Here is a 13,458-nt window from a genome sequence, read left to right on the forward strand (position 1 = left end):
CACTCGTGCGCCGGGCGGTCGTCGTCTGTGGGGTGCAGACGTGAAGCCGCTCGAGCCACTCGACGCACCGGTCGACCCGGTGGAGGCACTGGCCCGCATCTCCTGGCTCCTCGAACAGCGGCGGGAGAGCAGCTACCGGGTGGAAGCGTTCCGACGCGCCGGCCAGGCCGCGGCCCGCCTCTCCCCCGGCGACCTACGGGACCGGGCGTCGGGCCGAACCCTCACCACGGTGAAAGGGATCGGCAAGACGACCGCGGCCGTCATCGCACAGGCCGTCGACGGCCGGGTTCCGGACTATCTCGCCCGCCTACAGGACGACGGCCCGGCCTACCCGCCGGACGGTGCCGACGACCTGGTCGCCGCCGTAGTCGGCGATCTCCACGCGCACACCGAATGGAGCGACGGCGGGGCGCCCATCGACGAGATGGCCGCTGCCGCACTGGCCATGGGCCACGAGTGGCTGGCCATCACCGACCACTCACCTCGGTTGACCGTCGCCAACGGGCTGAGCGCCGAACGTCTGACGTCCCAGATTGGAGCTATCGACGAGTGGAACAGCGCGCAGGACAACGGTTTCCGACTCTTACGTGGTATCGAGATCGACATCCTCGACGACGGTGCACTCGATCAGTCCGACGAGATGATCGAGCGCCTCGACATCGTGACCGCCTCCGTGCACTCGCACCTGAGAATGGACCGCGACGCCATGACGACCCGACTGATCACCGCTGCCTCCGACCCACGCGTCCACGTCCTCGGGCACTGCACCGGCCGGCGGGTGCTCAGCGGACGCGGCCATCGGCCCCCGTCGACCTTCGACGCCCGAGCCGTCTTCGAGGCGTGCGCGGCGAATGACACGATCGTGGAGATCAATTCGCGACCCGAGCGCGTGGACCCGCCCGACGAACTGATCCACGTCGCCCTCGAGTCCGGATGTCTGTTCGCGATCGATTCCGATGCTCACGCACCCGGGCAACTCGAGTTCAAGGTCCTGGGTGCGCGTCGCGCCGTGGAGCACGACATCGACCCGGACCGGATCGTCACGACGTGGTCGTCGGATCGCCTGCTGGAGTGGACCGCCCGATGAGCCGGGCGGCGAGGGGAAACAGCAGTACCGTCGTCGCACCGGCCGCCACCAGGGTCGATGCGAGGGCTGCGGAGATGAGCTCCGAGGACACCGCGACCTCGGTGACCGCCACGATGATCGGCAGTCCGGTCGCGGCGAACAGAGCCAGCTGAGTCCGCTCACGCTGGTGCCGCAGGAAGTGCCCGTCGTCCAGGTAGCGCGCGCTGAACCAGACCGGGACCCCGCGCGCGATCGCGATGGCCAGCACCAGGACCACCCACGTGCCCGGCTTCGACGCGACCGCGGACACGTCGATGTTCATACCCGAGGTGACGAAGAAGATCGGGATGAGGACCCCGAACCCGATGACCTCCAAGGATTTGCCGACATGCGGATGCTCGGGTCCGATGAGTCGGCGGAGGATCAGTCCCGCGGCGAACGCACCGAGCACGACGTCGAGGTCGAAGACCGCGGCCACCGTCATGAGGGACACGAGCAGCAGGACCACGACGCGCACCGGCAGCTGCACGGTTCCACCGGCCATCTCACCGACGGCCCGTCCGATCCCGGGGACGCGCGCGAGGATGCGTTGTGGGGCAGCCGCGATCATCAACGCGGCCAACACGAAGAGCACCAGCACGATCACCGCTCCACCGAAGCTCCGGCTGGTCAGCAACAGCGACATCGCGAGCACCGGTCCGAGCTCGCCGACCGCGCCGTGCGCCATCACCGCACGCCCGAGCCGCGTGTTGTCGAGGCCCGCCTGCTTGAGTATCGGCAGCAGGGTGCCGAGCGCGGTCGAGGTGAGGGTGATCGCGATCGCGATGTGGGCGGTGAAGCCGGCCTCGCCCAGCCCCAGCGCAAGGGTCGTGGCGACCAGTGCCACCGATCCCCAGGCGATGAGCAGACTCACCGCCCAGGACAGCTGCGCGACGCGACCGGTTCTGCCGCTCAACAGCTTCGGGTCGAGTTCATAGCCGGCGAGAAGGAACAGCATGCCCAGACCGAGCTGGCTGAGCATGTCGATGCCCGTGCGGTCGGCCCAGTCGAGCGCGTGCGGTCCGATGACGATGCCGAAGACCAGCAGCAACACGGCATCGGGAACGTACCCGCGGGACAGCCTCGACAGCAGCGGGCACACCGCGGCGATGAGGACGATCCAGAACAGCGACACGATCACCGAGGTGTCGGTGGACGCGGACTCGGCGAGAATCATGCAGAACATCCTGGCACGGCGCCACTCTCGTCACGCGAGAGCGTCGCGTTCCCCGATCACACGGAGTCCGTGGCGAACCGGTCAGGTACGGCGGATGATGACCGAGGTCATGCCGGACGCCGATCCGATCAACTCGATGACCGCGCCCCCGGGCCGCGTCGGGGCTCCGGCCTTGTCCTTGACCTTCGACCAACCGGACAGGTGGAGGTCGCGGTGACGTACCTCGTGTTCGGGCCCGAGCTTGAGTTTCACCGTCGACGCCGAGACCTGCAGTTGCACCGAGGTCGACGGTCCGGTGAACCGTGCCGCGGTGAAGTCCAGGTCGACGGTGCCCACTGACGCTGTCGCGAGGATCGAGGAGGGCACCTCCCACACGCCCTTGCGTCGGACCTCGCTCCAGTCCGCGTCGAGGTGGAGCGGTTCGGCGGCGGGGCCGGCCGGTGCGGCAGCGGGTGGCTCGGGGAACAGCTTGGCGGCACTGGGGAGATCCTCGAGCATCGTGCGGAGTTCGCGGCGGGTCTTCGCCGTGTACACCAGACCAGAGCGGTCCTCGAACTCGACGATCTCCAGATATCCCGATGCGAAGGCATCGTTCAGCAGCGCGATCGCGCGCTCACGCTCGGGGTTCCCGACCCGTAGATCATCGTCGGATAGGCGGTCGACCATGTACCCCACCCTAGGCACCGGGCCGCGTCGGCTCTAGTCTCGCGGAATCGGTGGTGCGTGATCGGGCGCCATCAGCGCTGCGATCCGCGAGAAGATCGGGTTGCCGCCGTTGTCGTAGGAACCGTCTGGTCCGAACGCCTCCGGTTCGTAGGTCACCGCGACCGCGATGGACACCTTCTCCTGGGGCAGGTAGCCGACCACGGCGGCATAACCGTTGAACAGCGGGTTCTGCACGATCCAATCTCCGGTCAGGACAACGCCCATGCCGTAGGTGTAGCGCTCGTTCATCTCCATGCACGTCGCACATCCGGGCACCGGACGCGCGACGCCGCGGAGTCGTGTCGAGGTCATCGTCTCGTAGGACTCCTTCGACAGCGTCTCACCGGCGAAGAGCTTGCGGCCGGTGGCCTCGACGTCGTAGATGTTCGACGTCTGGATGGCTCCGTGGGTGATGCTCCACGAGGGGTTCCAGCCCGTCGTCTCTTCGTAGAACGGCGTGTCCGGCGGCAGATTCAGGATGCCGCGACGTTCGGAGGAGTACGCGTGCAGGGCGGGTTCGGGGATCGTCGCGGTCAGGTCCGACACGGTGTTGTCGAGGCCCAGTGGCTTCGAAATACGTTCGCTGAGCAGATCTTCGACGGGCTTGCCGGTGATCTTCTCCAGCGCGAGACCGAGGATCACGTAGTTGGTGTGTGCGTAGTTCCAGTTCGTGCCGGGCTTGTACAGCAGGGGCTTGTCCACCGCGTAGGACAGCATCTCGTCGGTGGTCCACGCCTTGAACGGGTTGGTGAGCTCGGTCGTCTCGAAGGCGTCGTTGCCGAGGACGTAGTCCTGGTAGCCGGACGTCATGGTCGCCAGCTGACCGAGAGTCACCTCGTCGGCGTGCGGGATCTGCGGCACCCATCTGCCGATGGTGTCGTCGAGGGAGACCTTGTCCTCGTCGACGAGTTGCAGGAGCACCGCGGCGACGTAGGCGATGGCGACGGAGCCGTTGCGGAAGTGCATGTCGGGGGTGGCCGGTACACCGGTCTGGGATTCGCCGAACGCCTTCGTGATCACCTCGTCGCCGTCGTCCGTCACACGGACGATCACCGACTTGAGGTGCTTCGACAGCTTCAGGTCCCGCACGATCTGCTCGATTTTCGCGGCGGTTTCCGGGTTCGACGACGCACCCGACGACTCCGGGGATCCCGAGCCGCCGGACCCGCACCCCCCGAGAACGAGGACCGTCACCATTGCCGCCACCACCGACCAGCGTTTCGCCATACGGGCAGCGTCTGACATCGACCACCGCTCTGAGTTCGGATCCGACGGATTCGGCACACAATCGCGGCGTAGCGTCGTCGGTGACCCGACCAGCGCGACACGAGGCGGCCCCCATGACCACAGCCCAGCCGACGATGCCGGCCGCGTTCATCGGACACGGCAATCCGATGAACGCGCTGGAGCGCAACCGGTACACCGAGGCGTGGCGAGCGCTGGGGCAGGCGGTTCCGAAGCCGCGGGCGATCCTGGTGATCTCGGCGCACTGGTACACCAACGCGACGGCGGTCACGGCGATGCCCCGCCCGCGCACCATCCACGATTTCTACGGGTTCCCGCAGGACCTCTTCGACGTCGAGTACCCCGCTCCCGGCGACCCCGAGGTCGCCGAGATGGTTTCCGACGTCGTCAAACCCACGTGGTGTGGTCACGACCTGGACAGCTGGGGCATCGATCACGGCACCTGGTCGGTGCTCGTGCACACGTTCCCCGACGCCTCGATCCCCGTTCTACAGTTGTCGCTCAACGCCTTCAAGGACTTCGAGCACCACTACGAGCTGGGCCGCAAGCTCGCGCCACTACGCGAGCAGGGCGTGCTCATCATCGGCAGCGGCAACATCGTGCACAACCTGCACGCGATCGACTTCGCCAAGGCCGACACCGGTTACGACTGGGCCCACCGGTTCGACGATGCTGCCCGTGAAGTATTGCAGGACAACCCCTCTGACGTACTGCGACTCGATGGGCATCCCGACTTCGCCAACTCGGTGCCGACACCGGATCACTATCTGCCGCTGCTCTACATCGCCGGCCTCGCACAGGAATCGCCGCTCGATCTGCTCGTCGACGGCCATGCGGCCGGTTCGATCTCGATGGCCGCCTACACGCACGGCCTGGACGTGAACACGGGAACGTTCGGCGACGCACCGGCCGCCGAACTGCCCGACGGGTTCCCGTCCCTGGACTCCAACATCTGAATCCCGCCGACCGTATCGAGGTCTCAGGACTCCAGGAACTCGTCGATCTGGTTGATCGCCTCGGTCGAGCCTTCGATGACGCCCATGTCGAGCACCTTCTGCAGCGCTTCGGCGGAGTCATACGCGCCGATGTACGTCGCGACGGTCTTGCCGTCCTTCTCGACGAACGAGTAGGAGTTGTGCGATACGGGCATATCGGTGATCGGGTTGAGGTCGGCGTCGGCGAAACCGTCGAGGAACGTGAAACCGTGTGGCTCGTCGACTGATTCGATCTCCCAGTAGCCGCCGAACTTCTCGCCTTCGGGGCCGGTCATGTAGTAGGTGACCTTGCCACCAGGCTTGAACTCGTGGTCGACGACAGTCGCCGGGTAGGTCGGCGGGCCCCAGATCTTCTCGAGCTGGCGCGGGTCGGCGTAGATCTGCCAGACGCGTTCGACGGGGGCTGCGAATTCGGCGTTGATGGTGATCGTGCGGGCGTCGAGGTCCGGGGTCACATCGATGACGGGCATGGGTCATTCCTCCGATGGTGTTGCAGGTGATGGTGTTTCGAGCATGAGTAGGTCGTCGATGCGCGCGATACGACCGCGCCACACCTGTTCGAGCTCGGTGAGCATCGACGCCACCGAACGCACCGCGGCGACATCGCCACTGGCAAGTTGCTCGCGGCCCTGACGACGCTTGGTCAGCAGACCCGCCTTCTCCAGTACTGCGACGTGCTTCTGCACTGCCGCGAAGCTCATGTCGTATTTCGCGGCGAGTACCGAGACCGAGTGTTCACCGGCGAGCACGCGCCGCAAGATGTCGCGGCGGGTGCGATCGGACAGCGCGTGGAACAGGGCGTCGGCCCTGTCTTCCTCGTCTGGCGATGTGCGAGTGGTTCCGGCCACACCTCCAACATACAACCGAACGGTTGTATGTCAACCCCTCGCCGGTGGTCGTCGTGCGTCACCGCGCAACGTGTCACTGCTCGGTGACGCGACCACCCTCGACGTGCCAGTGCCGGTCGACGCGGACGTTGGCCAGCATCCGCCGGTCGTGGGTGACCAGGAGCAGCGCGCCGTCATAGGAGTCGAGCGCCGATTCCAACTGCTCGATGGCCGGGAGGTCCAGATGGTTGGTGGGCTCGTCGAGCACGAGGACGTTGACGCCACGGGCCTGCAGCAACGCCAGTCCGGCGCGGGTGCGCTCCCCCGGCGACAGCTCGCCTGCCGCCCGGTCGACATGGTCGGCGCGAAGACCGAACTTGGCCAGCAGCGTCCGGACGTCGGCCATGGTGTAGTCGGGTACGAGTTGGGCGAAGCGTTCGGCCAGCGGCGTCGTACCGGTGAACTGCCCACGCGCCTGGTCGATCTCGCCGATCGCGACGTTGGCTCCGAGTTGCGCTGTCCCCGAGTCGGGTTGGAGGTGGCCGAGGAGCAGTCGGAGCAGCGTCGACTTACCGGCGCCGTTGGGGCCGGTGATGCCGATGCGCTCCCCGGCGTTCACCTGGATCGAGACCGGCCCCATCACGAAATCCCCCTGTCGCACAACGACGTTGTTCAACGTCGACACCACGGAGCTCGATCGCGGCGCCGAACCGATGGTGAACTCGAGGACCCATTCCTTGCGCGGTTCGGCGACCTCGTCCAGGCGCGCGATCCGGCTCTCCATCTGCCGGACCTTCTGCGCCTGTTTCTCACTCGATTCGGTGGCGGCGCGGCGTCGGATCTTGTCGTTGTCGGGAGCCTTGCGCATCGCGTTGCGCACGCCCTGGCTCGACCACTCCCGTTGGGTACGCGCCCGTGCCACGAGATCGGCTTTCTTCGCGGCGAACTCTTCGTACTCCTCGCGCTTGTGCCGGCGCGCCACCTCGCGTTCCTCGAGGTAGCTCTCGTAACCGCCGCCGAAGACCGTGTTGGTGTGCTGGGCGAGATCGAGTTCCAGCACCCGGGTCACGCTGCGTGCCAGAAACTCTCGATCATGGCTCACGAGCACGACGCCGCCGCGCAGGCCGGCGACGACCTCCTCCAGTCGGGCGATGCCGTCGAGATCGAGATCATTGGTCGGCTCGTCGAGCATGACGATGTCGAATCGGGAGCACAGCAGTGCGGCGAGGCCGACGCGCGCGGCCTGTCCACCGGACAGCGCGGTCATCGGCGTGGTGTCGGGGTCGATGACGTCGGTGTCCAGACCGAGGTCGGAGAGGACCGCCGGGAGCCGCTCGTCGAGATCGGCGGCGCCGGTGGTGAGCCAGTGGTCGAGCGCCGAGGCATAGACGTCGGCGGCATCGTCCGGGGCCGAGTCGTCGGCGAGTGCCGCGGCCGCAGCGTCCATCGCCTGCGTGGCAGCCGTGCAACCGGTGCGCCGCCCCACGTATTCGCGGACGGTCTCACCCGGAATCCGCTCATGCTCCTGCGGAAGCCAGCCGACGAAGGCGTCCGACGGCGCCCGCGACACCGATCCCGCCAGTGGTGCGAGGTCACCGGCCAGGACCCGCAGCAGCGTCGTCTTACCCGCCCCGTTCGCGCCGACCACCCCGACCACATCGCCCGGAGCGACGGTGAGGTCGAGATGATCGAACAGGACGCGGTGGGCGTATCCGCCCGCGACATCCTTGGCGACGAGAGTTGCGGTCATCGGTCAATGGTCGCACCACCGGCGACGCCGGCCGTGCCCGGTCAGCCCCTGGTCTTCCCCGGCGTCGGTGCGGGGGCCGGTTCGTCAGGCGCCTTGCCGAGCGCGAACTTTCCGTCCTGGAACATCAGGGGGTAGAGGATGCCACCGATGAGGCCGCCGAGCAGCGGCGCGAGCCAGAACAACCACAGTTGGCCGGGGGCTCCGTTGCCGTTGAAGAACGCGACCGCCGTCGAACGTGCCGGGTTGACCGAGGTGTTGCTGATCGGGATCGAGACGAGGTGGATCAGCGTCAGCGTCAGACCGATGGCCAGCGGGCCGAATCCCGCTGGAGCCCGGCCGTCGGTGGCGCCGAGGACCACCAGCAGGAAGAACGCCGTGAGGACCACCTCGGCGATCAGGACCGCCAGTAGGGTGTAGTTGTTCGGCGAATGGTCGCCGTAACCGTTGGCCGCCATGTTGCCGGTTGCCTCGAATCCGGGCTTGCCGCTGGCGATCACGTACAGGAGGGTACCGGCGAGCAGGCCGCCGACGACCTGGGCAATCCAATAGCCCGGCAGGTCTTTCACCGGTAGACGACCACTGACGACCGCGCCGAGGGTGATCGCCGGGTTGAAGTGCGCCCCCGACACATGCCCGACGGCGTAGGCCATCGTGACGACCGTCAATCCGAACGCCAGCGCGACACCGAGCAATCCGATGCCCAGCTGGATGAGGGTGTCTCTGTCATCGCCGGCGCTCGCGACGTACTTGGCAGCGAAGATCGCGCTGCCGCAACCGCCGAAGACCAACCAGAAGGTGCCGAACAACTCGGCGAGCAACCGGCGTGGAGTACTTGCTGTCATGAGACCGTGTCTCCTTCGCCCGGCTCGAAGTTCACAGGCACGGCGACGCCGAGCCGGTATGTCCCCGCCACCGTGTCCCGAGTGGACCGCAGTCACCGGGGAATGTCTGCCCGTTTACGGATCTCATGCTCAGAATTGACCCCCACGTGTCCTTCGGTGCTCATTCGACCGCATGAAAAACGGCATTCCGCACGTTCGGGAAAAGGGCGGGGAACGCAATCTTCACGACCCCCAACACTCATTCTGAACTGCGAGAACATTCAACCGAATGCTGCCGGTCGACCTTTGTCGAACATCGACGAAAGACGCCTTTGCGCGCGGTACTCTCCCGTAGTCGATGACCACCTCCGGTCGAATCTCGCGTAATCGCCTCAGAGAAGGAGCCCACCGTGGGTAGTCCCTACGATCCCAACCAGCCCACTCGGCTCGGCCCGCAGGATGGGCAGCAGCCCCATGGTCAGCAACCGTATGGTCAGCAGCCCTACCCGCAGCAGGGTTACGGGCAACAGTCGTACGGCGGGCAACCCGGTGGTCAGCAGCCTTACGGCCAACCGTATGTTCAACAGCCCGGTGGACAGCAGCCATACGGTCAGCAGCCGTACGGTCAGCAGCCTCCCCCGCCTCCGGCGTCATCGGGTGGCGGCATGAAGTGGTGGTTGATCGGCGGCGGTGGCCTCCTGCTCGTGCTGATCGTCGTGGTGGCGGTCGTCCTCGCGTTCACGCTGGGCGGCGGTGACAACAGCTCCGACGAGCCGAAGATCCCGACCGCGTCGGCTGTCGCCTTGCTGCTGCCGGAGTCCGAGTTCCCGGACATCACCGGCGAATTCACGCTGGAGACCGAGCAGTCCGACGACGACGGCACCACCGTCGACAACGAGAAGTGCGCGCAACTGGTGAACACCCCGGACACCAGCGCCGACTTCGCGCAGCGCGAACTCTCCGAGACCGCCGACGGCGGCGAGGTGTTCTTCGGCCTCGACCAGTACAGCGCCGACGTGACCAAGCCTGCCGACGGCGGATACGACGACTTCGACGACATCCTCTCCGCCTGCGAGACCTTCACCCTGAACCTCGAAGAGGACGGCGAGACCATCCCCGTGGCAATGAAACTCGACGAGCAGACCCTGCCCATCAGCGGCGACTACAAGGCCGTCCGGATGACCGGTCAGTTCTCCATCTCCGACATCGAGGTCCACATGGTGGGCACGCTGGTCGTCGGCGAGGAGCGCGGCGTCTCGTTCTCGGTGTCCCACAACACCTTCAGTGACAGCGCACCGTCGGTCAGCTCCGAGGTGACCAGCAACCTCGCCGAGATGTACACCGCGCAGCGTCAGCAGATCGCCGACGCCGCGTAGCTCGACGCTCAGAGCCGCCACCTCCGTGCGGGAACGCCGGGTGAGGCCCGGCGGTTCGGCCGCGGAGGTGGCGGTTGTGCTGTGCCGTCCGCATCCGCAGGGTTGAGCCCTCTACCGACCGGGTACCAACTCACGGCATTGCGTACCGCGAGAGGAAGAGGTGGATGTGGCCGGCACGGACGCTTTCGACAAGATGGTCGAAGTCATCGACTACCCGGTGTTCGTGATCACGACCGTCGCCGAAGGTCGACGCTCGGGATGTCTCGTGGGATTCGCCACCCCAGACGAGCATCGACCCACGACGCTTCCTGATCGGGATCTCCCAGGCCAATCACACGCACGGTGTCGCGACGGCCGCCGAGTATCTCGCGGTGCACCTGATACCGAGCGATCACCGGGAACTCGCGGAACTGTTCGGAGGACAGACCGGCGACGAGATCGACAAGTTCGCGCGCTGCCGATGGTCGGCGGGACCGCACGGGTTGCCGATCCTCGAGGACTCGGAGATGTGGTTTGCCGCACGCATTCTCGACCGCATCGATGTCGGCGACCACACGGCGCACATCGTCGAACCGGTCGATGGCGCGATACTCGTCGACGATCCCGAGCGGGATTCGTGGGTCAGCTTCGCCGACACCCGCCACATCGAGCCGGGACACGACGCATGAGCGACCAGACCGACGTGCAGAACGGCACCGGCTTCGACGCGCCGTCCTTCGCCGAACGTCTCTACGCCGACTTCCCCGAGGGACTCCGCACCAACATGGTGATGAGCATCGACGGCTCGGTCAGTTTCCGCGGCCGTGTCGGCCCGCTGTCCTCGCCGGCCGACCGCGCTCTCTTCCACGCTCTCCGCGCGTTGTCCGATGTCGTGTTAGTCGGAGCCGCCACCGCACGCGTCGAGAAGTACGGTCCCCCTACCCTGTCCGACGAACTGACCGAGTTACGCTCGCGCAACCGGTGGCCAGGGGCGTCGGACATCCCGCGCCTGGCAATCGTCACGTTGACCTGCACACTGCCCGAGCGGTCGCTCGACGTTCCGCCCGAGCATCGTCCGATCGTCATCACCTCGGCACAGGCCGACACCTCCGCGGTGCGGGGTCGAGCGGAGATCATCGCGCTCGGTGACGACGGCATCGATCTGACCGCCGCGATCGCCGAACTACGCGCCCGAGGCTTGCGACGCATCAATTGCGAAGGTGGCCCGAGCCTGCTCGACAAGCTGTCCGAAGCCGACCTGGTCGACGAGTTCTGCGTGACGATGGCACCCCAGGTGACCGCCGAAGGCAACCCGGTGACCGACCCCGCCGCCGCTGTGCGCAGCCCGCTCGACGCCCCTCGTCGATTCCGGCTCAAGCACGCCGTCCCGCACGGCGACGACGTCTTCCTTCGCTACGTGCGGTGACTTCGACGGACCCGTGCAGTTTCCCGGCGGTTCCACCGGGTACCCGCGGCCATGACCACATCCAGCGAGACCCGCCGGTTCGACGTCGTCGTCGTAGGCGGCGGCAACGCCGGCATCAGTGCCGCAGCACGCCTGATCCGGCGCGGCGTCTCTGACGTCGCGATCATCGAGCCCCAAGCCGTACACACCTACCGGCCGTTGCTGTCCTATGTCGGTGGCGGACAGGCAACTCTCCGCGACGCCGAGCGCACCCAGCGATCGGTGACCCCGGAATCTGCGACCTGGCTGCGGGATTCGGTGACGTCGATCGATGCCGTCCGACGGACGCTCCGGTGTGCGTCGGGAATCGTCGTGGAGTACCGAGATCTGGTCCTGGGGGTCGGTCTCGTACCCGACTCGGACGCGATGCCCGCCATCGGTGAGACGATCGACGACCCGTCGGTGACCAGCAACTACCTCGATCGAGCGGCGAAGACCTGGGAGCTGGTGACATCGATGCCGCGCGGTGGTCGAGCGGTGTTCACGGTGCCGCGATCCCCGGTCAGCTGCACCGGCACCACCCTCAAGCCGCTGTTCCTCGCCGCCGCGCACTGGGAACGTACCGGAATCCTCCCGACGCTCGACATCACCCTGGTCGTAGACCGCCCGGTTCTGCTCGGCGTCGACAACCTCGACGCCCGCCTGTTCGCCCGTCTCGACGAGCTCGGAATCCGTGTCCTCCTGGGTACCGGGGTGCAGTTGCATCCCGGCGGCAGGCGGGTCACTGCGACGTCGGCTCACCGCACCGAGGAGCTGGAGTTCGACATGCTGCATGTGGTGCCGCCCTTCCGCGGCCCGTCGATGATCGAGGAGTCGGGACTCGCCGGGGACCAGGAGCGCGGACTCGTCGACATTGATCCGCACACTCTCCGTCATCGCACCCATCCCGAGGTCTGGGCGATCGGCGACGGTGCCGCCATCGCCACCGATCCGTCCGGAGGCGGACTCCGTCGGCAGGTCGAGATCCTGACCGACAACGTTCTCGCCGCACGTGACGGCGGGACCCTGCGCGATTACGACGGGTACACCGTCGCCCCGATCACGACCGCATCGCATCGCCTCATCGCGGCAGAATTCGACCGGGACGGAAACGTGGCCTCGTCGCTGCCGTCCTTCGTCGATCCCCTGAAGCCACGTCGCAGCGCGTGGGCCTTCGACCGTTACGTGCTTCCCCGTCTGTACTGGAATCTGATTCTGCGAGGACGAGTCTGAGCTAACGTCTGCGCCATGAAACCGGACCGCACCAGATCCATCGTGTGGACCCTCGCGGCGGTCGCCGTGATCCTCGTAACCGTACTCGTCGGGCTCAGCGTCTACGCCGCGACGAAGAACGGAGATGACCGCGCGGCGACCGCTCCGGTCACGGTGACGGTCAGCAACACCCCGACCGAACAGCGGCCGCCACGTCCGACACCGCCGCCCCCGGTCATTGCCCCACCGACCCAGACCGGGTCGACTCCGACGGAGGGCGGCTTATGTTTCGAGTCGGAGGCGCGTTCCTTCGGGACCGCCGACGATGGAACGAGTCTGGTGTGCGTCTACATGGGCGCGTCCGGCGGTTACCGATGGGCTCGCCACGCAGAGAACGACGGATCGGTGCACAACCTCGGCGAGCCCTGCGACCCTGCGGTCGACAAGGTCGCCCAGGATCCTTCCGGAAGGGCGATCATGTGCGGCGGCCAGTTCTGGGTCGACGGACCCTGAACTGTCACAACGCTTTCGCCCGAAGCACTCTCGCAAGGACAGCGGCTGGCTCCGCTAGGCTCTCGACCATGAGCAAGAAGAAGAGCTGGAAAGAGCTGTCCCCCACCGCGAAGGTCGCCATCGTGGCCGTTGCTGCAGTCGATGCCGGAACCCGCGTGTGGGCCCTGCGGGACCTGGCCGGACGCCGCCCCGAGGAGATCAACGGCCCTAAGCGTGCCTGGATGATCGGCCTGTCGTTCGGTTCGACCGCCGGGATCGCGCCGGCGATCTACCTGCTGTGGGGCCGCAAGCGCCGGGGATGAAGCCACC

At 66.8% G+C, this 13,458-nt stretch carries 14 protein-coding genes and 1 pseudogene; 8 read left to right on the forward strand and 7 right to left on the reverse strand.

The window, feature by feature from the left end; genetic code table 11:
* The first annotated feature begins 40 nt into the window (after positions 1-40).
* Positions 41-1,087, forward strand: a complete 1,047-nt coding sequence (locus RVF83_RS23330; RefSeq protein ID WP_005198516.1) for a PHP domain-containing protein — start codon at positions 41-43, stop codon at positions 1,085-1,087.
* On the opposite strand, the gene RVF83_RS23335 is transcribed toward RVF83_RS23330, so the two are convergent.
* The 3 genes from RVF83_RS23335 to RVF83_RS23345 all read right to left on the reverse strand — a co-directional run bounded on the left by RVF83_RS23335 (position 1,041) and on the right by RVF83_RS23345 (position 4,214).
* Positions 1,041-2,282, reverse strand: a complete 1,242-nt coding sequence (locus RVF83_RS23335; protein ID WP_005198515.1) for a cation:proton antiporter — start codon at positions 2,280-2,282, stop codon at positions 1,041-1,043. The genes RVF83_RS23330 and RVF83_RS23335 overlap by 47 nt on opposite strands.
* An 81-nt stretch (positions 2,283-2,363) precedes the next feature.
* Positions 2,364-2,948: a DUF1707 SHOCT-like domain-containing protein gene (locus RVF83_RS23340; RefSeq protein WP_005198513.1), complete on the reverse strand. Its 585-nt coding sequence runs from the start codon at positions 2,946-2,948 to the stop codon at positions 2,364-2,366.
* A 33-nt stretch (positions 2,949-2,981) separates the two neighbouring features.
* On the reverse strand, positions 2,982-4,214 hold the full coding sequence (locus RVF83_RS23345; protein ID WP_039880414.1) for a serine hydrolase domain-containing protein: 1,233 nt from the start codon (positions 4,212-4,214) through the stop codon (positions 2,982-2,984).
* A 113-nt stretch (positions 4,215-4,327) separates the two neighbouring features.
* Here RVF83_RS23345 and ygiD point away from each other — a divergent pair, with 113 nt between their 5' ends.
* A complete protein-coding gene (ygiD, locus tag RVF83_RS23350; protein WP_005198510.1) occupies positions 4,328-5,188 on the forward strand; it encodes a 4,5-DOPA dioxygenase extradiol in 861 nt (286 codons plus the stop codon).
* Between the two features lie 23 nt (positions 5,189-5,211).
* Here the strand turns inward: ygiD and RVF83_RS23355 are convergent, their stop codons facing one another.
* The 4 genes from RVF83_RS23355 to aqpZ all read right to left on the reverse strand — a co-directional run bounded on the left by RVF83_RS23355 (position 5,212) and on the right by aqpZ (position 8,646).
* On the reverse strand, positions 5,212-5,697 hold the full coding sequence (locus RVF83_RS23355; RefSeq protein WP_005198508.1) for an SRPBCC family protein: 486 nt from the start codon (positions 5,695-5,697) through the stop codon (positions 5,212-5,214).
* Positions 5,698-5,700: 3 nt separating this feature from the next.
* Positions 5,701-6,075, reverse strand: coding sequence for an ArsR/SmtB family transcription factor (locus tag RVF83_RS23360; protein WP_005198507.1), 375 nt, complete (start codon positions 6,073-6,075; stop codon positions 5,701-5,703).
* Between the two features lie 73 nt (positions 6,076-6,148).
* Positions 6,149-7,804, reverse strand: a complete 1,656-nt coding sequence (locus RVF83_RS23365) for an ABC-F family ATP-binding cassette domain-containing protein (protein WP_005198506.1) — start codon at positions 7,802-7,804, stop codon at positions 6,149-6,151.
* A 41-nt stretch (positions 7,805-7,845) separates the two neighbouring features.
* Positions 7,846-8,646, reverse strand: coding sequence for an aquaporin Z (gene aqpZ / locus RVF83_RS23370; protein WP_005198505.1), 801 nt, complete (start codon positions 8,644-8,646; stop codon positions 7,846-7,848).
* Positions 8,647-9,035: 389 nt separating this feature from the next.
* Here aqpZ and RVF83_RS23375 point away from each other — a divergent pair, with 389 nt between their 5' ends.
* The 6 genes and pseudogenes from RVF83_RS23375 (at position 9,036) to RVF83_RS23400 (ending at position 13,451) form a co-directional block, all read left to right on the forward strand.
* Positions 9,036-10,001, forward strand: coding sequence for a hypothetical protein (locus RVF83_RS23375; protein ID WP_039880413.1), 966 nt, complete (start codon positions 9,036-9,038; stop codon positions 9,999-10,001).
* Positions 10,002-10,161: 160 nt separating this feature from the next.
* A pseudogene (locus tag RVF83_RS23380) lies at positions 10,162-10,669 on the forward strand (flavin reductase family protein).
* A complete protein-coding gene (locus RVF83_RS23385) occupies positions 10,666-11,406 on the forward strand; it encodes a pyrimidine reductase family protein (RefSeq protein WP_005198499.1) in 741 nt (246 codons plus the stop codon). Before RVF83_RS23380 ends, RVF83_RS23385 begins: the two are co-directional and overlap by 4 nt.
* A 51-nt stretch (positions 11,407-11,457) precedes the next feature.
* The gene (locus tag RVF83_RS23390) at positions 11,458-12,657 is read left to right on the forward strand and encodes an NAD(P)/FAD-dependent oxidoreductase (RefSeq protein WP_005198496.1); all 1,200 of its coding nucleotides are present in this window, start codon (positions 11,458-11,460) and stop codon (positions 12,655-12,657) included.
* 15 nt (positions 12,658-12,672) lie between these two features.
* Complete coding sequence (locus RVF83_RS23395) at positions 12,673-13,149, forward strand: hypothetical protein (protein WP_005198495.1); 477 nt, start codon at positions 12,673-12,675, stop codon at positions 13,147-13,149.
* 68 nt (positions 13,150-13,217) lie between these two features.
* Positions 13,218-13,451 carry a hypothetical protein gene (locus tag RVF83_RS23400; protein WP_005198493.1) on the forward strand — a complete coding sequence of 78 codons (234 nt, stop codon included), beginning with the start codon at positions 13,218-13,220 and terminating at the stop codon, positions 13,449-13,451.
* The last annotated feature ends 7 nt before the right edge of the window (positions 13,452-13,458 follow it).

The sequence above is a fragment of the Gordonia rubripertincta genome, from assembly GCF_038024875.1.
In the GTDB taxonomy this organism is placed as follows: domain Bacteria; phylum Actinomycetota; class Actinomycetes; order Mycobacteriales; family Mycobacteriaceae; genus Gordonia; species Gordonia rubripertincta.